The organism is Planotetraspora phitsanulokensis, assembly GCF_016863295.1.
Lineage (GTDB): Bacteria > Actinomycetota > Actinomycetes > Streptosporangiales > Streptosporangiaceae > Planotetraspora > Planotetraspora phitsanulokensis.
This window is the reverse complement of the sequence record NZ_BOOP01000013.1, coordinates 271,713-289,634: the sequence shown is the minus strand read 5'-3', so window position 1 is coordinate 289,634 and position 17,922 is coordinate 271,713. Positions and strand designations below refer to the sequence as shown.

Below are 17,922 nucleotides of genomic sequence, written 5' to 3'. Positions count from 1 at the left end.
ACCTTAAAGCGCCAGGCACTGAGTCTGTCCTTTGATGTCGATGCGGCCATTGCCCGGAGATCCGATGAACACGACTGTCGCAGCGTCGGCATTCTCAACCTTAATCGGCTTGTCATCGAATTCATCTGAAACTATTCGGTAATTTCCGACATGACCGAGGGCCGAGATGAAGCCGTCCTTGATGATCTGCGGCTGCGTCCGGGCATCGGCATCTGCCGCCACAACCGCGAAGGTCTGTTTCGCCTTGCCGTCACCGCAGGGGATGTTCTTGCCGCCGGGATCGGTGATGGTGACGTCCTGCGCGTCACGCTCCTTGAGGAGCTGCAGAATGTGATTTTTCAGGGTTTGGCCGGCTTGGGCGGCGGTGGGGCCGTCATCGGAATCACAACCGGCGAGAACCAGCGGAAGAGCAACCGCCAGAACCACGAGCAGACCGCGAAGCCGTACGTGACCGGAATGGCCGAGCATTCTCTTCGCCTCCGCGAGTGGCAGTGATCGGGTCCAGCCCACATAATCTCAAGCAGAACCGCTGCGCCACCCCGAATATCCCTACAGCAGGAGTCCGGCGTTGCCCCTCGACGACGATCTGGTCCCCAACCCGAGATATCGGGACCTGGAGACGGCGCTCGCGGCCGCACGAGAGCACCTCCACGTGCTGGAGGCGGCCCTGGACAACGCCTGCGCGACCTTCGGCGGCCGCGCGGTGTGGGTGGGACCAACAGCGAGGGCGTTCGGCGACGAGCTCAACGGGCGCAGGGCGCGCATCAGAGCGGCCGCCCGGCACGTGCTCGCCGAACTCGAGGCCGAGCTTCGCTCCACCCCGCGCATGGTCTCGCGGGCGGCCGCGTCCGGCATGGGCGTCTGGGGATAGGGCCACCGGGACCGTTCGCGGCCCTTCAGGTCCACACTTCCGGGGGCCGCACCACGAGAAGCTGGGCGACGAATTCCCGCCGGCTTCGGACACCGGACTTGGTGAAGATCGACTTGAGGTGATCCTGCACGGTCACCGGCGTCATGCAGAGCACCTGGGCGATGTCGCCTGTGCCACGCCCCTGGACCACCTGCAGAGCGACCTCGCACTCGCGGTGGGTGAGCCCGTAGGAGGCGAACACCACAGGCATGATCTCGGCGCGCGACGCCGGGCTGATCACCACCGCCGCTGGTCCGTCAGGCCCTTCCCTGAGCAGGGACGCGTGCAACACGAACCATCGCCCACCACGTCCCCGTGCCCTTAGAGGCATGGGGGTCCGGGTGCCGGCGACCGCGGCCCGGGCCTGCTCGGCCGCCATGACGAACGGCGTCGGCACGCTGAAGATGCCGGTCGAATCGTCGGCGAACTCCGCGAGCAACCGCTCCGCCTGCTCGTCGGCGTCGATCAGGTGGTTGTCCGGCCCGAGCAGCACCACGGCCGGCGGGAGAGCCGCCTGCGAAGGCGGCTCGCGAAGCTGACTGCGCTGGAGCGCGACGCCGATGTACCGGGCGGCGCGTCGGGCCAGCGCCAGCTCGCCGGGCCGGTACGGGCCCCGGTCCGGTGCCCGCATGAACGCGGCGCAGCCCCACATCCCGCCTCCGGCGTCGAACACCGCGCGCAACTCGTCGCCGAACCCCGCGGGGGCGATCTGCTCACGGAAACGCAGGCTGCGCCGGAGAACGCCGCCCGTGGCGCGGCTGAGCGTGTCGGCGACGCGGGCGCTGAGCCGGATCTCGGGGAACCTCGCGACGTCGTCGCCCCAGATCTCCAGCTGCACCGCCTGCCGGAAGTCGTCCAGCTCCAGATCGTCGGTGAGGACCGACGCGACCAGGCCCGAAGAGGGATCGGTGGCGTGCCAGCACACCGCGTCGTATCCGAGCAACTTCCGGAGCACCAGGTCGGCCTGCCGGAACACCTCCGGGGCCGTCAGCGGCGCACCGGCGAGGTCCTTGAGATCGGAGATCGCCCGTCGTTCGGCTTCCCTGCGGGATGTCACGGCGGCAGCCTAACCAGCTGCCAGGAATATCCCAGGAATCTGGGATATTACGTGCCCGCTCCGCGACTGATCATGAGCTCGTCATCCACCATCACATGAGGGAAGCTCATGACCACTCGCACAACCCCGCCGTTGCGCCTGCTCGCCGCCGTTCTCCTCATGATGACGTTCACCCTCTCCGCCATCGCCCTCACATCCACGCCGGCCCACGCCGACCCGCTCCCCGACCCCTGCACCACTACCCCCGGCAGCCCCGGCACTCCCGGGGGCGGAGGCTACGACCCCGAGGCCCCCGACCCCGCCGAGCAGGGCCCGCAGCTCACGCTCTTGGAGATGAAGACGTACATCGCCAACAACGAGAGCCTCCATGGGCTCGCCGGCGACCCTCACGTGTACCCGGACAGCAAGGGCAACCCCACGGTGGGCATCGGCTTCAACCTCAACCGACCCGGCGCGCAGGCCCGCATTGAAAGTGTCGGCGCCAACTACGCCGCGGTGCGCGCCGGGACTCAGGATCTGACGCCCCTTCAGATCATCACCCTGTTCGAGAACGACTTCTACGCCGCCATCGCGAACCTCAGGACAGTGATCTACAACTTCGACCGTCTGACATCGGCGCGGCAGCTCGTGCTGATCGACATGATGTACAACATGGGCGCGGCCAGGTTCCGCGAGTTCACCCGCATGATCGCCGCCGTGAACGTCGGCGACTTCAACCGTGCCGGGCTGGAGATGAAGAACTCGCTCTGGGCGAAGCAGGTCGGCGCCCGGGCCACCAGGAACATCAAGTTGATGCAACAGGGCGCGGTGTGCGACCCCAAGGACCTGCCGAAGGGCGTGCCCAGCACCGGTGTCGGCGGAGCGGCCTACCCCAACGGCGTCGTCGTCGTGGGATCACCGTTCTCCGGCGGAGGGGGCGCGCTCAACTACATCTACTGGGAGACGACGACCTGCGTCACCACGGTGGGCACGATGAACGGTGTCACCTACGAAGGCACCACCTACTGCTACACCACGTACTCGTAACCTCGCCGGCCACAACGAGCGCACATTGAAGACGGCCCGCTGGTGATCGGGCGTGCGGCGGCGGGACGGACCCGCCGCCGCACATCGATGCCGGCCACGCACATCCTCAGAGGTGGTCGACGTCGGCGTGCGTCAGGCCGCCGGACAGCCTCGGGTAACCCGGCCCCCGGTCGAAGAAGGCGTCCCGTCGCGTCCGCTGCTCCGCCCGTGCGGCCGCCCGCAGCCGCCGCGTGGCCTCCTCGTCGATCCGCAGATCGTCGCGAGGGCCGTGCAGAACGACCCCGTAGTCGTCCTTCGCCGCCTCGATGGACACCTTCCCGTCGCGGACGTCGGCGGCCACCCGCGTGGCCTCCCGTTCGTACGGCGAGCCCCACCCGCCGCCTCCCGTGGTCCGGACCCGCACGATCTCCCCTGCCCTCACGGGGAAGTCGTCCACCAGGCCCTCCATCTCCTCGCCGTTCACCGTGACGAGGAACGGACGGCCCGCCCGGCCGCCGTTCACGCCCCAGCACGCGAGGATCGACCGATCGGCGATCGACATGAACGACGCGTCCCGCAACATGCGGATGTGCTTGTCGTAGCCGAGACCGCCCCGGAACTCCCCCGGCCCGCCGCTGTCGACGGCCAGCCCGAGCCGTTCGACCAGGAAGGGCCACCGCGCCTCGGCGAACTCGACAGGGATGTTGCGCGAGTCGGGGACGACGTGGATGGTGTCCTCCCCGTCGGCGTACCAGCGGCCGCCCGAACCCCCGCCGAGCACTTCCCGCATCAGGTACGGGCCGTCGTCGGACTCGCCGTAGACCCCGGTGTAGCGGATGGTCTCCTGGTCGGCCGGCATGCGCCCGCCGGTGGCCTTCGCGAGCACGCCCGCCAGCACCCCGAGGAGCCGGAGGATCACGAACGTCCTGGCGTTGGTCGGCGCCGGGAAGATCGGCGTCAGCAGCGTGCCCTTCTCCGGGAACACCATCCTGATCAGCGGGACGACTCCCTCGTTGACGTCGAGTTCCGCCATCCGCTCGGGCGTGTCGGCGAGGTTGCGCAGGACCGGCGCGAGCCACTTCTTCAGGAAGACCCCGTCGGCGTAGTCGCCGGCGTGGTTGATCGGCCCCTTGGCCTGGGCGGACGTCCCGGTGAAGTCGATCGTCAACGGCACGTCGGCCGAGTGGTCCACGGTCAGGGTGATCCGCTGGGTGTGCAGCCTGGGCTCGTCGACGCCGTCGTGCTCGGCGTAGTCCTCCCAGACGTGCACCCCCTCCGGGATCTTCGACAGCAGCTCCCGGCGGAAGGTCTCCGTCGTCTTCGCGATGATCGCGTCGAAGCAGGCCTCGACGGCCGCGCGCCCGTAGCGGTCGAAGATCTCCCCCAGTCTCCTGGCGCCCATCAGGCAGGCGGAGCACTCCGCGTCCAGGTCGCCCGCGAGCGAGTCGGGCATCCGCGAGTTGCGCGTCATGATCGTCAGGGCCGCCCGGTTGGGCACGCCCTGGTCCCAGAGCTTGATCGGGGGGACCATCAGGCCCTCCTCGAAGGCGCTGCGCGCGTGGGACGGCATCGAGCCCGGCACGGCGCCCCCGATGTCGTCGTGGTGCCCGAACGCCTGGACGAAGGCCACCACCTCCCCCTCGTGGAAGACCGGCACGGTCACGCACAGGTCGGGCAGGTGGCCGATCCCGCCCTCCGACAGGTAGACGTCGTTGTGGAAGTAGACGTCGCCCGGCCGCATCGTCTCGATCGGGAAGTCGCGCACGACCGGCTGGACCAGCGCCGAGTAGGACCTGCCGGTCAGCTTGCGCAGCCGTACGTCGTGGATGCCCGCGCGGAAGTCGTGCGCGTCGCGGATCATCGGCGAGCGGGCCGTCCGGGCGATCGAGGTCTCGACCTCCATCTCGACCGACGCGAGCGTCCCCTCGACGATCTCCACCAGAATCGGATCGACGTCGGTCATCGGTCGCTCACCACTCCTCGTTCGCTGCGCGGGCCGCTCGCACCTCACGGACCACTCCGCTCACTGCGTCGGGCTCGCTCCAGGTCATCGGTCGCTCACCACCACGAGGTTGCCGTAGTCGTCCATGGTCGCCGTGAAGCCGGGGTGCACCGGCAGAGTTGAGCCGTACTCCTCGATGACCGCGGGACCGGTGACCACGGCTCCCGCGCCGAGGTCGGCACGGCGGTAAATCACCGTGCGGCCCCACCGTTCGTAGAAGACGTCCCGCGTCGCGATCGGGCTCGGCTCCTCGAGCTGGTACGGCACGCGCGCGATCGCCGGCCGGGTGATCGGGCCGACGCCGGAGACCCGCAGGTTCACCCATTCGACGGCGTGACGGGGGTCGTCGCGATAGCCGTACCCGTAGAGCCGCTGGTGCGCCTCGTGGAAGCGGTCCACGACGGCGGCCCGCCAGCCGTCGTCCAGCGGTCCGTCCGGGGCGGGCACCCTGACCTCATACGCCTGGCCGTAGTAACGCAGGTCGGCGCTGCGCGCGTACACGTGATCGGTGAAGCCTTCGCGGTCGAGCGCCGCGGCGGCCTGACCCTCCAGTTCGGCGAAGACGGCCCGCAGCGTCTCCCGCGACGGGTCACGGGAGACGTGGGTGCGGACGTAGTCGTTCTTCACGTCCACCGTGAGCAGGCCGAACGCCGACACGTTGCCCGGGTTCGGCGGGACGATGGCCGCGCGGAGACCGAGGATGTCGATCAGGCGGCAGGCGAGCAGCGGCCCCGATCCGCCGAACGCGACCATGGGGAAGTCCCGTACGTCGAGGCCGCGTTTGACGGTGATCTGCCGGATCGCGTTCGACTGGTTGAACGCGCTGATCTCGAGGATGCCGGTCGCGCAGCGCTCGGGCGACAGGCCGAGCTTGCCCGCCAGAGCCTCGATGCCCGCCCTGGCGGCGGACACGTCGAGCGGGATCTCCCCGCCGAGGAGGTGGGGAGGGACCCGGCCGAGGAAGACGTGGGCGTCGGTGACGGTGACCTCGGTGCCTCCCCTGCCGTAGCAGAGCGGTCCCGGGTCGGCGCCGGCCGACCGCGGCCCCACCTTCAGCGTGCCCTCCCGGGAGATCCACGCGATCGACCCGCCCCCCGCGCCCACGGTCACGATGTCGATCATTGGGATCTTGCAGGGGTACCTGCCGATGGTGCCCTCGGTCGTCAGGGACGGCTCGCCGTCGACCACCACCGCCACGTCGGTGGAGGTGCCTCCGCCGTCGAGCGTGATCACCCCCGGGTGCCCGGCCGTCCCGGCGATCAGGGCGGCGCCGAGCGCGCCCGCCGCGGGCCCGGACAGGACCGTCGTGATCGGCTGGTGGACCACCTCGGACGCCGACAACACGCCGCCGTTGCTCTTCATCACCGAGAACGGCCGCCCGAGCCGGTCCGACAGGTTGCCGATATAGCGCCGCATGATGGGCTTGACCGCGGCGTCGACGAGCGTGGTGACCGATCGTTCGTACTCCCGGTACTCGCGCAGGACGTCGCTCGACAACGAGACGACCGCGCCGGGGTGCTCCCGCTCAATCACCTCGCGCATGCGCCGTTCGTGCTCGGGGTTCGCGTAGGAGTGCAGGAAGCACACGCCGATAGCGGTGACGCCGTTCTCGGCGAACCAGCGGGCGGCCTGTACGGCTCCCGCCTCGTCGAACGGCCTGACCTCACGCCCCAGGTGGTCGAGCCGCCCGCCGACGGTCCGCACCCGGTGCACGGGGACGATCCGGGGCGGCTTGACCCAGAAGTAGGAGTTGCCGTAGCCGTCCGGGACGCTCTGCCTGGCGATCTCCAGGATGAACTCGAAGCCCTCGGTCGTGACGAAGCCCAGGTGCGCGGTGCCGCCGGGGCGGTCCTCGAGCAACTGGTTGGTGGCCACCGTCGTGCCGTGGACGATCGCGGACACGCCGCCGAGATCGTCCGAGCCGGTATGGAGCTCCAGGACCTTGTGAACACCTGCCATGAATCCGTCCGCCGGATTGGCAGGCGTCGAGGGGGTCTTGGTCGTGACGATCTCACCGGTCTCCTCGTCGACCAGGACGACGTCCGTGAACGTGCCTCCGGTGTCGACCCCGATGCGGACGCTACCCATGTTCAGTGTTTACCGACCGCGACCGGCCCCCGAACCGGCGCACTCTGCCGAAGAAAACTCAGCCCGTCGTCAGACCCTGCCACCGATGACGGAGAGCTAGCGCCGCCGGCCCGACCGGCCGAGGAGCCAGCCGATCACCGCGCTGCCCAGCGCGATCCCCGCGCCCATGCCGAACGCGGCCAGTACCGGCCACACCGGCGCGCCCGTCCGGGCCGCCGGCTCGACGGGCCGGGTGAAGACCTGGGCGCCGGGCGTCACCTCGGTGGCCACCTCGGCCGCCTTCACCGGGACGGCGGGCACCGCGACGGGTCCGGACACGAGGTGCCGTTCGACGGCGGTGAAGAACTCGCCGGCCGTCCTCTTGGCCACCGAGCCGAGCATGCGCTGGCCGACTCCGCCGATCATCCCGCCCACGACGGCCTCGGCGTCATAGTCGACGCGGGTGCCGCCCTCCTCCGCCTCGCTGAGCCGTACGCGAACGGTGGCCTCGACCGTGCCGGGGGCGCCCTGGCCGCGTGCCCTGAGCACGAACCGCTCGGGTTCGTGCTGATCGGCGAGGGTGACCTCACCCTGGTAGACGCCCTTGATCGACGCGACCCCCGCGGCGACCGTCATCTTGTAGGCGTCGCCGCCGATCTCCTCCAGCCGCTCGCAGCCGGGGATCGTCCGCACCAGGACGGCGGGGTCCTGAAGCGCGTCCCAGACCCGCTTGCGCTCGACTGCGAGCACTGCACTGCCAACGACCTTCATGGGCACCTCCGATGCCGAGCACACTAGACAATCTCCGGGACCGGCGAGTACGGCAACATCTGCCTCTCCGTCGCCGCGGAGTTACCCAGAAGTTCACACGTCGTCCGGTCGGCGCAGCCGTATTCATGCCCAATCGGTCGGTCGGCGTACAGGGGGATCACCCGTGTGGCGGATGCCCGCCGATCCGGGCGGGCCGACCATTGGTGGCGTACCTCCGGGGAGACGCACGACCTCTGTGACGAAGATCGCATCGGTTCCCGGCACCGCACACTCTCATTGCTCTACAGCTTGTAGTACTACTAGAGGTAGAACTACAAGCTGTAGAGCTCCGGCACCCGCGAGGGGGACATGGACGCGCTGGACCTGGCACGGTGGCAGTTCGGGGTCACCACCGTCTACCACTTTCTCTTCGTACCCCTGACGATCGGGCTCGGCGTCTTCGTCGCGGGCCTGCAGACGGCGTGGCTGCGCCGTACCCGACGGGGCGAGGACGGTGAGCACCTGCTCAGGCTCACCAAGTTCTTCGGCAAGCTGTTCCTGATCAACTTCGCGATGGGCGTGGTCACGGGGATCGTCCAGGAGTTCCAGTTCGGCATGAACTGGAGCCAGTACTCGATCTTCGTGGGGGACGTCTTCGGAGCGCCGCTGGCGATGGAGGCGCTGCTCGCGTTCTTCCTGGAGTCGACCTTCCTCGGCCTGTGGATCTTCGGCTGGGAGCGGCTTCCGCGCGCGGTCCACCTCGCCTGCCTGTGGGCCGCCGTCATCGGCTCCAACCTGTCCGCGTACTTCATCCTCGCCGCGAACGCCTGGATGAAGCACCCCGTCGGCTACGAGGTCGTCGGCGGCCGGGCCCGCATGACCGACCTGTGGGCCGTCCTGACCAACTCGACGGCGCTCGCCCAGGTGCCGCACGTGGTCGCCGGAGCGTTCGTCGTGGCCGGCGGTTTCGTGATCGCGGTCAGCGGCTACCGCATCCTGCGCGAGGGCTCGTACGGCGAGGCCGGCATGTGGCGGACGAGCCTGCGCGGCGCCCTCGTGATGACCGCGATCGCCGGGATCGTGGTGGCGGGCACGGGTGACCAGTCGGCGCGCCTGCTCAGGGAGCAGCAGCCGATGAAGCTCGCCGCGGCCGAGGGGCTGCGCCATGACACCGCGGGAGCGTCCTTCAGCATCGTGCCCGGGGTCGAGGTGCCGAGCCTGCTGAGCCTTCTGGCCGCCCACGACCCGCAGGCCGTGGTCCAGGGAACCGACGACATCGAGCGGCGCTACACGGCCGCCTTCGGCCCTGCCGACTACACGCCCAACCTGCCGGTGGTCTTCTGGTCGTTCCGCGTGATGATCGTGTTCGGCATGGCAACGGTCGGGTTGTCGTTCCTCGGCCTGTGGCTCACCCGGCGCCGGGCCGGGCCGCCCCGCTGGTTCTCCCGCCTGTGCGTGCTCGCGCTGCCCCTGCCGTCGGCGGCGATCGTCGCGGGCTGGCTGCTCAGCGAGATCGGCCGTCAGCCCTGGACGGTGCAGGGCGAACTCATGACCGCGGCCAGCGTGTCGCCCGGCGTCTCCCTGACGGAGGTCGCGGCCACTCTGGCGGGGTTCACCCTGCTGTACGGCGTGCTCGCCCTCGCGGAGGGCGTCCTGCTGGTGCGCCATATCAAGGCCGGTCCCGAACCCGTCCCCGTCGAGCCGGTCCCCTCCGGCGAGGCGCGGCTGACGCCGACCCTCATGTACTGAGGAGCATCCCCATGACGCTGACGACGTTCTGGTTCATCATGATCGCGTTCCTCTGGACGGGCTACTTCGTGCTGGAGGGATTCGACTTCGGCGTGGGCGCGCTGATGCCGCTGCTGTCCAGGTCCGACGCGGACCGCAGGCAGGTCCTCACGACGATCGGGCCGGTCTGGGACGGCAACGAGGTGTGGCTGATCACGGCCGTGGGCGCGATGTTCGCCGCCTTCCCCGTGTGGTACGCCCACATGCTCAGCGGCTTCTACCTCCCCCTCTTCCTGGTCATCGTGGGGCTCATCGTGCGCGGCGTCGGCCTGGAGTGGCGCGGCAAGGTGACCTCCCGCCGGGAGCTGGCGCTCTGCGACGCCGGGATCGTGGCGGGCAGCGTGCTCCCCGCGTTCCTCTGGGGCGCCGTCTTCGGGCACATGGTGTACGGCACGGCTCTCGCGACCGCGGCCGGCGGCGCGTTGTCGCTGACGATGGCGATGCTCCACGGCGCGGTGTTCGTCGCGCTCAGGACCACGGGCCCCGTCCGGGCCCGCGCCCGGCGGGCGGCACTGTTCGTGTCCGCGGCCGCCGTCCCCCTCGCGGCGGTGGCCCTGCCGTCCCTTCCCGGGTCCTCCGCCCTGACCGTTCCCGACTGGTCCGCGTCGCCGTTCCTGTGGGCCTCGGCGCTGGCCGCGATGGCCGCCCTGGCCTCGGGCGTGGCGCTGGTCTGGCGGCGCAGGGAGGGCTGGGCGTTCACGGCGACCGCGGCCGCGATCGTGCTCACGACGGCGACCCTGTTCGGAAGGCTGTGGCCGGCTCCGATGCCGGGCGTCACGGTCACCGCGGCGGCGTCCGCCCCCTACACCCTGACCGTGCTCACCTGGCTGGGCGTGCTCGCCCTCCCCGGGGTGATCGCCTACCAGGCGTGGACCTACTGGGTCTTCCGCAGGCGCGTGTCGGCCCGCAGCGAGTAGAGGTCGGAGGGGGAGATCGGCATCCGGTCGATCGTGATGCCCTCGGCGTCCTCGATCGCGGCGGCGATGACGGCGGAGACGGGGATCACCCCCGCCTCCCCCGCGCCCTTGACGCCCAGCGGGTTCAGCGGCGAGGGCGTCTCCAGGTGGGCGGTCTCGATCCGCGGCACCTCGGTGGCGTAGGGCATGAGGAAGTCCATGAACGAGGCGTTCAGCAGCTGCCCGTGCTCGTCGTAGACCATCTTCTCGTAGAGCGCGCCGCCCACGCCCTGGCCCACCCCGCCGTGGATCTGCCCTTCGACGATCATCGGGTTGATCAGCTTGCCGCAGTCGTGGACGACCACGTACCTGAGGATCTTGATCTCGGCCGTCAGCGGGTCGGTCTCGACGATCGCGGCGTGCATGCCGGACGCGAACGTCGACCGGACCGGCGAGTAGTAGTCCCTGCCCTCCATCCCGGGCTCCTCGCCGTCCTCCACCGGCGGGCGGTCGTCGGAGGACGGCCCGGCGAACTGCGTGGCCCGCTGAGCCTCCTGGTCGAAGGCGTACCGCAGCGGGTTGGACAACACCGCCACCGTCGCGAGGGGGATCGACGCGGACGGCGTGCCGGCCACGTGGACGACCCCGTCGGTGATCTCCAGGTCGCGGGGGTCGGCCTCGAGGGCGTCGGCGGCGACCTTCAGGGCCTTGTCCCGCACCTTCCTGCAGGCGAGGGCGATGGCGTTGCCGCTCATGACCGCGGCCCTGGAGGCGAACGTCCCCACGGCGTAGCCGAACCGCCGGGTGTCGCCCGTGACGACGGACACCTTCTCGATGGGCACGCCGAGCTCGGTCGCCGCGATCTGCGCGAACACGGTCTCGTGGCCCTGCCCCTGCGAGGTGAGCCCGGTCGAGACGTGCACCCGCCCGTCCGAGGTGATCTGCACGTGACCGCCTTCGTACGGCCCGACCCCGGTGCCCTCGACGTAGCAGCCGACGCCGATGCCGATCGTGCGCCCCTCGGCGGCGGCCTCGGCCTTCATCGCCGGGAACGAGTCCCAGCCGATGAGCTCCTTGAGCATCCGCAGCGACTCGGGGTAGTCGCCGCTGTCGTAGATGAGCGGGCGGCCGTCCTGGAAGGTCATGCCCTGGTCGTAGGGGAACTCGCCGGGCTGGATGAAGTTGGCCGCGCGCACCTCGGTGCGGTCCAGCCCGAGGTGGGCGGCGATCCGGTCCATCGTGCGCTCCATGCAGAACACGGCCTGGGGCCTGCCCGCGCCCCGGTACGGCGTGACCTGCACGGTGTTGGTGTAGATCGAGGTGAACTCGACCCGGTAGGCGCCGATCTTGTACGGCCCGACCAACTGGGTCGAGGTGATGATGGGCACGATGATGCCGTACGGCGTGTACGCGCCGTGGTCGTGCAGGATGTTGACGTCGAGGCCGAGGACGTGGCCGTCTTCGTCGAAGCCGACCCGCACGTGGTGCACCTGGGCGCGCTCGTGCGCCGAGGAGATGAAGTGCTCGCGCCGGTCCTCGGCCCACTTGACCTCGCGGCCGAGCAGGCGGGCCGCCCACGGCACGAGGATCTCCTCCGGCCACGGATGGACGATCTTGACGCCGAAGCCGCCGCCCACGTCCGGCGCGATGACCTCCACCTTGGGCAGCGGGAGCCCGAGCTTGGCCGCGACGGCCATCCGCACGCTGGTCGAGGTCTGCGTGGAGGTGTAGACCCGCAGCGACTCGTCGTCGGCGTCCCAGCGCGCGTAGACGCCCCTGCCCTCCAGTGGCATGGACGCGCTCCGCTCGATGTCGAGCCGGAACGCCAGCGTGTGGGGCGCGGCCTCGATGGCCTCCCGCGCGGACGTCCCCGCGGCCGAGGGCACCTCCTGCACCAGGTGCGCGCCGATGTTGCCGGGCACGTCGGCGTGGACGAGGTTGACGGCCTCCGCGGCCTCCTCGACGCCGACGACCGGCTTGAGCAGCTCGTAGTCGACCTCGATGAGCGCGCAGGCGTCCTCGGCCACGTAGCGGTCGGCCGCCACGACCATGACCACGGGTTCGCCGACGTGCCGCACGACGTCGCGCGCGAGGACGTGGCCCGTACGGCCGTGGGTGAGCGCGGGATGCGGGATCAGCAGCGGCAGCGGTTCGGCGATCAGGCCGGGCAGGTCCTCCCACGTGTAGATCGCGACCAGGCCCTCCACGTCCAGCGCGGCGGAGACGTCGACGTCCCGGATCCTCGCGTGCGCGTGCGGCGACCTGACGAACGCCGCGGCCAGCGCGTTCGCGCCGAGATCGTCGAGGAACCGCCCCTGACCGGTGATCAGGCGGGCGTCCTCCCGCCGCTGGACCGGCTCCCCGAACAGCTTCGTCGTCACCCGGACTCCTCCGCCTGGATCTCCGCGGCCCGGTGGACCGCCTTGATGATGTTCTGGTAGCCGGTGCACCGGCACAGGTTTCCCGAGACGGCCTCGAGGACCTCCTCCTCTGTCGGCGTCCGGTTGTCGCGCAGGAAGGCGGTGACCGTGCAGAGGAAGCCGGGGGTGCAGAAGCCGCACTGCAGCCCGTGGCACTCCGAGAACGCCCTCTGCACCGGGGACAGGGCGCCCTCCTCCGCCAGCCCCTCGACCGTGGTGATCTCGTGGCCGTCGACCGTCACCGCGAAGGTCAGGCACGACCGGACCGGCTCACCGTCCAGCAGCACCGTGCACGCGCCGCACACGCCGTGCTCGCATCCGACGTGGGTGCCGGTGAGCCCGAGGTCGTGGCGCAGGCAGTCGGACAACAACCGCCGGGCGGGCACCGTCACCTCGCGCAGCACGCCGTTGACGGTCAGCGTGATGGCGTGCGTCCTGTGCGCGCCGGTCGTCTCGCTCATGCCCGTCCCTCCCCGCCGTCGGCCGCTTCCCGAGCCGCGCCGCGCAGTGCCCTCGTGACGAGCACCCCGGTGAGGTGGCGCCGGTAGGCGGCCGTCGCGTGGATGTCGCCCTCGGGTTCGATCCGGTCCTGTACGGCTCTCGCGACCCCGTCCCAGTCGACGGACGCCGGGGGCCGCCGGCCGCAGACGCCGGTCACGTCGACGACCACGGGCACCGGGCCGACGCTGACGCACGCCACCCGGGCCGCGGAGATCCGGAAGTCCTCGTCCAGCGTGACGGAGGCGGCCACTCCGGCCACTGCGTAGTCGCCGTGGCGCCGGGCCACCTCGCAGAACGCGGTGCCCGACCGCTCGGGCAGGGCGGGGAAGAACGCCGACACCGCCAGCTCCCCCGGCAGGCAGGCCGACTCCAGCGGCCCGACGAAGAAGTCCGCGGCGGCGACGTCGCGCTCGCCGCCGATGCTCGCCAGCCGTACCGAGCCTCCGAGGAGGGCGAGGACGGCGGGCATCTCGGCCGACGGATCGGCGTGGACAAGGCTGCCGACGACGGTGCCCCGGTTGCGGATCACCGGATGGGCGACCAGCCTCAGCGCCTGGGCGAGCAGCGGCTGTGCGGCACGCGCGGAGCCGGATCGTTCCACCGCGGCGTGCCTGGCCAGGGCGCCCACCCGCACTCCCGACGTGTCGGCGGCGATCGTGTCGAGCCCGGTCAGGCCGTTGATGTCGACGAGGTGCCCGGGCGCGGCCAGCCGCATGTTGAGCAGCGGGATCAGGCTCTGGCCCCCCGCCAGGACCTTGCCGTGCGCGCCGGCCTCGGCGAGGGACCGAAGCGCCTCGCCGAGCCTGGCGGGCCGGTGGTAGTCGAAGGGGGGTGGCTTCACGACAGGGGGACCCGCCCCTCAGCCCGCCGCAGCGTCTCGCTCGAATCCGATCTCCCCACCGGAGACCTCCTTGTCGGGACGGCGCGCCATCGCGCGGAGCAGGTGATATCCACCAAGTACCACTATGGTGCCGAGCGTGATCCCGGCGAGTGAGAAATCGCCGGTGATCTGATGCGTCACGGGGCCGACCGCGAGGATGATCCCCGCTCCGATCGGGACCATGTTGACCGGATCGGAGAAATCGACCCGGTTCTCGATCCAGATCTTCGCGCCCAGCAGGCCGATCATGCCGTACAGGATGACCGTGACGCCGCCCAGCACGCCTCCGGGCGTGGCGGCGACGAGCGCGCCGAACTTGGGCGAGAATCCGAAGAGGATCGCCACGAGGGCGGCGATGTAGTACGCGGCCGTCGAGTAGACGCGGGTGGCCGCCATGACGCCGATGTTCTCCGCGTAGGTCGTGGTGGGCGAGCCGCCGACGGCGCTGGCGAGGGCGGTGCCGACGCCGTCGCCGATGATGGCCCGGCCCATCAGGGGATCGACGTCCGTGCCGGTCATCTCGCCGACCGCCTTCACGTGGCCGACGTTCTCCGCGATGAGCGCGATGACCGCGGGCAGCACCAGGATGGCGGCCGAGGCCTGGAAGCTCGGCGCGTGGAAGCTCGGCAGGCCGAACAGGTCCGCCGTCGAGACGGCGTCGAAGTTCACGCGAGGGTGCGTGTCGATCTGTCCGGTCCCGGCGTTGAGTGCGGTGATGTTCCCCCAGATCTTGTCGACCACCCAGGACGCCGCGAATCCGAAGATCAGGCCGAGGAGGATGCCGATCCGGCCGAGGAAGCCCTTGAAGATCACCAGGAACAGCCCGGTGGCGACCATCGTCACGAGCGCGATCCAGTGATCCTGCGGCCAGTAGATGTCCGCGACGACGTACGCCAGGCCGAACCCGATCAGCATGACCACCGCGCCCGTCACCACCGGCGGGAAGACCTTGTGGATGATCTGGACCCCGAGGAAGTGGACGGCGACGCCGACGGCGGCCAGCACCACACCCGCGATGAGGATGGCGCCGGTCACCCGGCCGTCGTCGCCACCGGCCGCGCGGATGGCCGCGACGGCGCCGACGAACGACGCCGACGTTCCGAGATAGCTCGGGATCCTGCCCTGGACGATGAGCAGGAACAGGATCGTCGCGACACCCGACATCATGATCGCGAGGTTGGGGTCGAGCCCCATGACCAGCGGGAAGACGAACGTCGCGCCGAACATCGCGATCACGTGCTGGGCGCCGAAGCCCACCATCCGCGGCCAGCTCAGCCGCTCGTCGGGCCTGACGACCTCGCCCGGCGCGAGTCCTCGTCCCTCACCGTGGACCGTCCATCGAAATGCCATGTGAGCCCCTTCAGCTAAACGGGCCGTGGGCCGGTGGCCACCCCGCCGGCGTCCCGCCGCGGCGCTTCGTGCGGTCGATCTCGACCGTTTGCCGGGACTGTAAGACGGCCGGGGCCGTTAGACATGGGCATGATCTGCCAAAGCCGAACCCGGTTGACGCCGAAACCTCGCTCACCGTTCGGAATCGGTCCCGGTGCGCCGTCCCCCGAGCTCCGCCAGGGTCGCGCGCAGCCAGTCGAGCTCGGCCTCGCCGGTGGCTCTGGCGATCGTCAGCAGGCCGCGCCGGAACGGATCGTCCATGCCGTGTCGGAGTCGCCGGCCGGCTGATCACGGGGCGGCGATCACCCGGATCTCGAACCCGTCCCCGCTGACGACCTGACCCGCGCGGATCTTGCACGCCTTGCGCAGCTCCACCTCGCCGTCCACCAGGACGTTGCCCTCGGCGATGAGATGTTTGGCCGCGCCGCCGCTCTCGGTGACGAAGCAGAATTTCAGCAGGTCGCACAGAGGGATGTAGTCGTCCCTGAGCTCGAAGGTCTCTTTCACGGCGTCAATATAGGGTCAGATGCCGCGCATGCGGAGCACGTGGAGCGCCAGGGTCAGGTTCAGCCTCAGGTGGGCGTCCTCGGTGAAGTTGCCCAGCAGCCGCTCCAGCTTGCCGATCCGGTAGCGGAGCGTGTTGTAGTGGAAGTGCAGCCGGCGGGCCGTCTCCGCGACGTTCAGGTTGGTGTCCAGCAGGACCTGCAGGGTCCTGCGCAGGTCGGCGTTCTCCACGTCGTCGTCCCCCGCGAGCGACCCGAGCGTCTCCCGGACGAACGCGTGCAGTTCGTCGGTGTCGTTCACCAGGGACAGGAGCCGGTAGACGCCGAGTTCGTCGAAGTGGGCGACGGCGCCGGACCCGTGAAGCTGGCGTCCCACCCTGGCGGCCTTGAGCGCCTGGCCGTAGGCCGCGGGAAGGGAGTCGGCCCCGTTCGAGACCCGGCTGAGCCCGGTCGAGAACGTGCCGTCGGCGATGGCGGCCAGCGCGTCCCTGGCGAGCCTGGGGGCGTCCACTTCGGCTCCGACGATGGCGACGACCTCGTGGGAGAAGCCGGCGACCGCGCCCCTCGGGTCGAACCTGCGCACCGCCGCCTGCCAGGCCGCGAGCATGCGGTCCTGGGCCGGGCGCTCGTCGGCGTCCGGGTCGATCTCCGCCACGAGCACGCTCACCGGGCGTTCCAGGTTCCAGCCGAACGCCTGGGCACGCTCGACGACCCGCGTCCCGCCCCGGCCGGTGAGCACGTCCCGAAGGAAGTCGGCGCGGTACTTGCTCTCGACGGCGGTGACGGCCTCCTGCCGGGTGATGACCAGGGCCGCGACCGTGGCCGCGCGCTCGAGGATCCCGATGTCGCTCGGGGTGAGCGTGCCCGCCGCGCTGAACGCGACGATCCTGCCGTGGTGGTGGCCCCCGGCGACGACGGGCACCGCCACGTAGTGCCCGTCGGCTCTCGTCACGGGCTCGACGGTCGGCGAGGGCGTCCCCGAACCGGCGCCGTGCGCCTCCCGCAACATCGTGACCTGCTCGGCGTCCCCCGCCGTGGCCAGGAGCCTGCCGGAGGCGTCCACCGCCGCGACGGCCGCGTGCAGCAGGCCGGCGACCTCGGCCGTCACCTCGCGCATCCCGCCGCCCGCGAGGACGATCTGCACGAGGGCCCGGTGCGCCTCCTCCGTCCGCGCGAGGATCGCCGCGTGCCGGTTGAGGATGTCGGTGAGGACCTGGTTGAGGATGTCGTCGAATCCGACGTCGTTGGGCAGCAGGATCAGCGGGAAGTTCAGCCTGTCGGCCTGCTCGACCATCTCCCCCGGCAACTCGTCCAGGTAGCGCCCGAGCTTGATGGCGAGGGCGGCGAGCCCCCGCTCGTCGAGGTCGGCCACGAGGCGGTCGAGCGACTGGGGCGTGTTGCGCAGCGGGTAGCCCGTCGTGAGCAGCAACTCGTGCGGCTTCACCCACGCGAGGATGTCGGGGACCTCCATGACGTTGAGCCGCTGGACGATGCGGTCGAGTCCGCTCTTTCCCGCGATCAGCCGGGCCTCCGCCAGGGTCGAAACCCCGAGCACCTCGCCCACCGAGACACCGTGGAGGATCGTTCCCGTGCTGGCCAGGCGCATCGCCGGGGGGGCCGGGTCCATCGTCATCATGCGCTCCGAGGTGTCAAGGTCTCACGCCGATTGTGCATGATCGACCCGACTGTCAGGAAGAGCCAAGCATTTGGCCGACTGTTGGCAGCTTTCTCCGTACGGACCGTGCCAACGTCGT

General features: G+C 70.3%; 16 protein-coding genes. 4 read left to right on the top strand and 12 right to left on the bottom strand.

What is annotated here, in order from left to right:
* Positions 1-3 precede the first annotated feature (3 nt).
* Positions 4-468 carry a hypothetical protein gene (locus Pph01_RS16985; RefSeq protein ID WP_204074043.1) on the bottom strand — a complete coding sequence of 155 codons (465 nt, stop codon included), beginning with the start codon at positions 466-468 and terminating at the stop codon, positions 4-6.
* Positions 469-568: 100 nt separating this feature from the next.
* Between Pph01_RS16985 and Pph01_RS16980 the strand changes: the two genes are divergently transcribed.
* Positions 569-871, top strand: coding sequence for a hypothetical protein (locus Pph01_RS16980; RefSeq protein ID WP_204074042.1), 303 nt, complete (start codon positions 569-571; stop codon positions 869-871).
* Between the two features lie 25 nt (positions 872-896).
* Here the strand turns inward: Pph01_RS16980 and Pph01_RS16975 are convergent, their stop codons facing one another.
* Positions 897-1,967 carry a helix-turn-helix domain-containing protein gene (locus tag Pph01_RS16975; protein ID WP_204074041.1) on the bottom strand — a complete coding sequence of 357 codons (1,071 nt, stop codon included), beginning with the start codon at positions 1,965-1,967 and terminating at the stop codon, positions 897-899.
* Positions 1,968-2,075: 108 nt separating this feature from the next.
* Here Pph01_RS16975 and Pph01_RS16970 point away from each other — a divergent pair, with 108 nt between their 5' ends.
* Complete coding sequence (locus Pph01_RS16970; RefSeq protein ID WP_204074040.1) at positions 2,076-2,993, top strand: glycoside hydrolase family protein; 918 nt, start codon at positions 2,076-2,078, stop codon at positions 2,991-2,993.
* A 106-nt stretch (positions 2,994-3,099) separates the two neighbouring features.
* On the opposite strand, the gene Pph01_RS16965 is transcribed toward Pph01_RS16970, so the two are convergent.
* The 3 genes from Pph01_RS16965 to Pph01_RS16955 all read right to left on the bottom strand — a co-directional run bounded on the left by Pph01_RS16965 (position 3,100) and on the right by Pph01_RS16955 (position 7,812).
* Positions 3,100-4,935, bottom strand: a complete 1,836-nt coding sequence (locus Pph01_RS16965; protein ID WP_204074039.1) for a hydantoinase B/oxoprolinase family protein — start codon at positions 4,933-4,935, stop codon at positions 3,100-3,102.
* 84 nt (positions 4,936-5,019) lie between these two features.
* On the bottom strand, positions 5,020-7,062 hold the full coding sequence (locus Pph01_RS16960) for a hydantoinase/oxoprolinase family protein (protein WP_204074038.1): 2,043 nt from the start codon (positions 7,060-7,062) through the stop codon (positions 5,020-5,022).
* A 96-nt stretch (positions 7,063-7,158) separates the two neighbouring features.
* The gene (locus tag Pph01_RS16955; RefSeq protein ID WP_204074037.1) at positions 7,159-7,812 is read right to left on the bottom strand and encodes an SRPBCC family protein; all 654 of its coding nucleotides are present in this window, start codon (positions 7,810-7,812) and stop codon (positions 7,159-7,161) included.
* Between the two features lie 348 nt (positions 7,813-8,160).
* Between Pph01_RS16955 and Pph01_RS16950 the strand changes: the two genes are divergently transcribed.
* Both Pph01_RS16950 and cydB read left to right on the top strand, forming a co-directional pair.
* Positions 8,161-9,540, top strand: coding sequence for a cytochrome ubiquinol oxidase subunit I (locus Pph01_RS16950; RefSeq protein ID WP_204074036.1), 1,380 nt, complete (start codon positions 8,161-8,163; stop codon positions 9,538-9,540).
* Positions 9,541-9,551: 11 nt separating this feature from the next.
* Positions 9,552-10,496, top strand: coding sequence for a cytochrome d ubiquinol oxidase subunit II (gene cydB / locus Pph01_RS16945; RefSeq protein WP_204074035.1), 945 nt, complete (start codon positions 9,552-9,554; stop codon positions 10,494-10,496).
* Here the strand turns inward: cydB and cutA are convergent.
* The 7 genes from cutA to Pph01_RS16915 all read right to left on the bottom strand — a co-directional run bounded on the left by cutA (position 10,454) and on the right by Pph01_RS16915 (position 17,801).
* Positions 10,454-12,856, bottom strand: coding sequence for an aerobic carbon-monoxide dehydrogenase large subunit (gene cutA, locus Pph01_RS16940; RefSeq protein WP_204074034.1), 2,403 nt, complete (start codon positions 12,854-12,856; stop codon positions 10,454-10,456). The two genes, cydB and cutA, sit on opposite strands and share 43 nt — an antisense overlap.
* A complete protein-coding gene (locus Pph01_RS16935; protein WP_204074033.1) occupies positions 12,853-13,356 on the bottom strand; it encodes a (2Fe-2S)-binding protein in 504 nt (167 codons plus the stop codon). Before Pph01_RS16935 ends, cutA begins: the two co-directional genes overlap by 4 nt.
* Positions 13,353-14,237, bottom strand: a complete 885-nt coding sequence (locus Pph01_RS16930; protein ID WP_204074032.1) for an FAD binding domain-containing protein — start codon at positions 14,235-14,237, stop codon at positions 13,353-13,355. The genes Pph01_RS16935 and Pph01_RS16930 overlap by 4 nt, the downstream gene beginning before the upstream one ends.
* Before the next feature lie 18 nt (positions 14,238-14,255).
* The gene (locus Pph01_RS16925) at positions 14,256-15,626 is read right to left on the bottom strand and encodes a uracil-xanthine permease family protein (protein WP_204074031.1); all 1,371 of its coding nucleotides are present in this window, start codon (positions 15,624-15,626) and stop codon (positions 14,256-14,258) included.
* 171 nt (positions 15,627-15,797) lie between these two features.
* On the bottom strand, positions 15,798-15,926 hold the full coding sequence (locus Pph01_RS43345; RefSeq protein ID WP_275412840.1) for a hypothetical protein: 129 nt from the start codon (positions 15,924-15,926) through the stop codon (positions 15,798-15,800).
* A 27-nt stretch (positions 15,927-15,953) separates the two neighbouring features.
* A complete protein-coding gene (locus Pph01_RS16920; protein WP_204074030.1) occupies positions 15,954-16,172 on the bottom strand; it encodes an RNA-binding S4 domain-containing protein in 219 nt (72 codons plus the stop codon).
* A gap of 15 nt (positions 16,173-16,187) precedes the next feature.
* Positions 16,188-17,801: a PucR family transcriptional regulator gene (locus Pph01_RS16915; RefSeq protein ID WP_239116760.1), complete on the bottom strand. Its 1,614-nt coding sequence runs from the start codon at positions 17,799-17,801 to the stop codon at positions 16,188-16,190.
* Between the last annotated feature and the right edge of the window lie 121 nt (positions 17,802-17,922).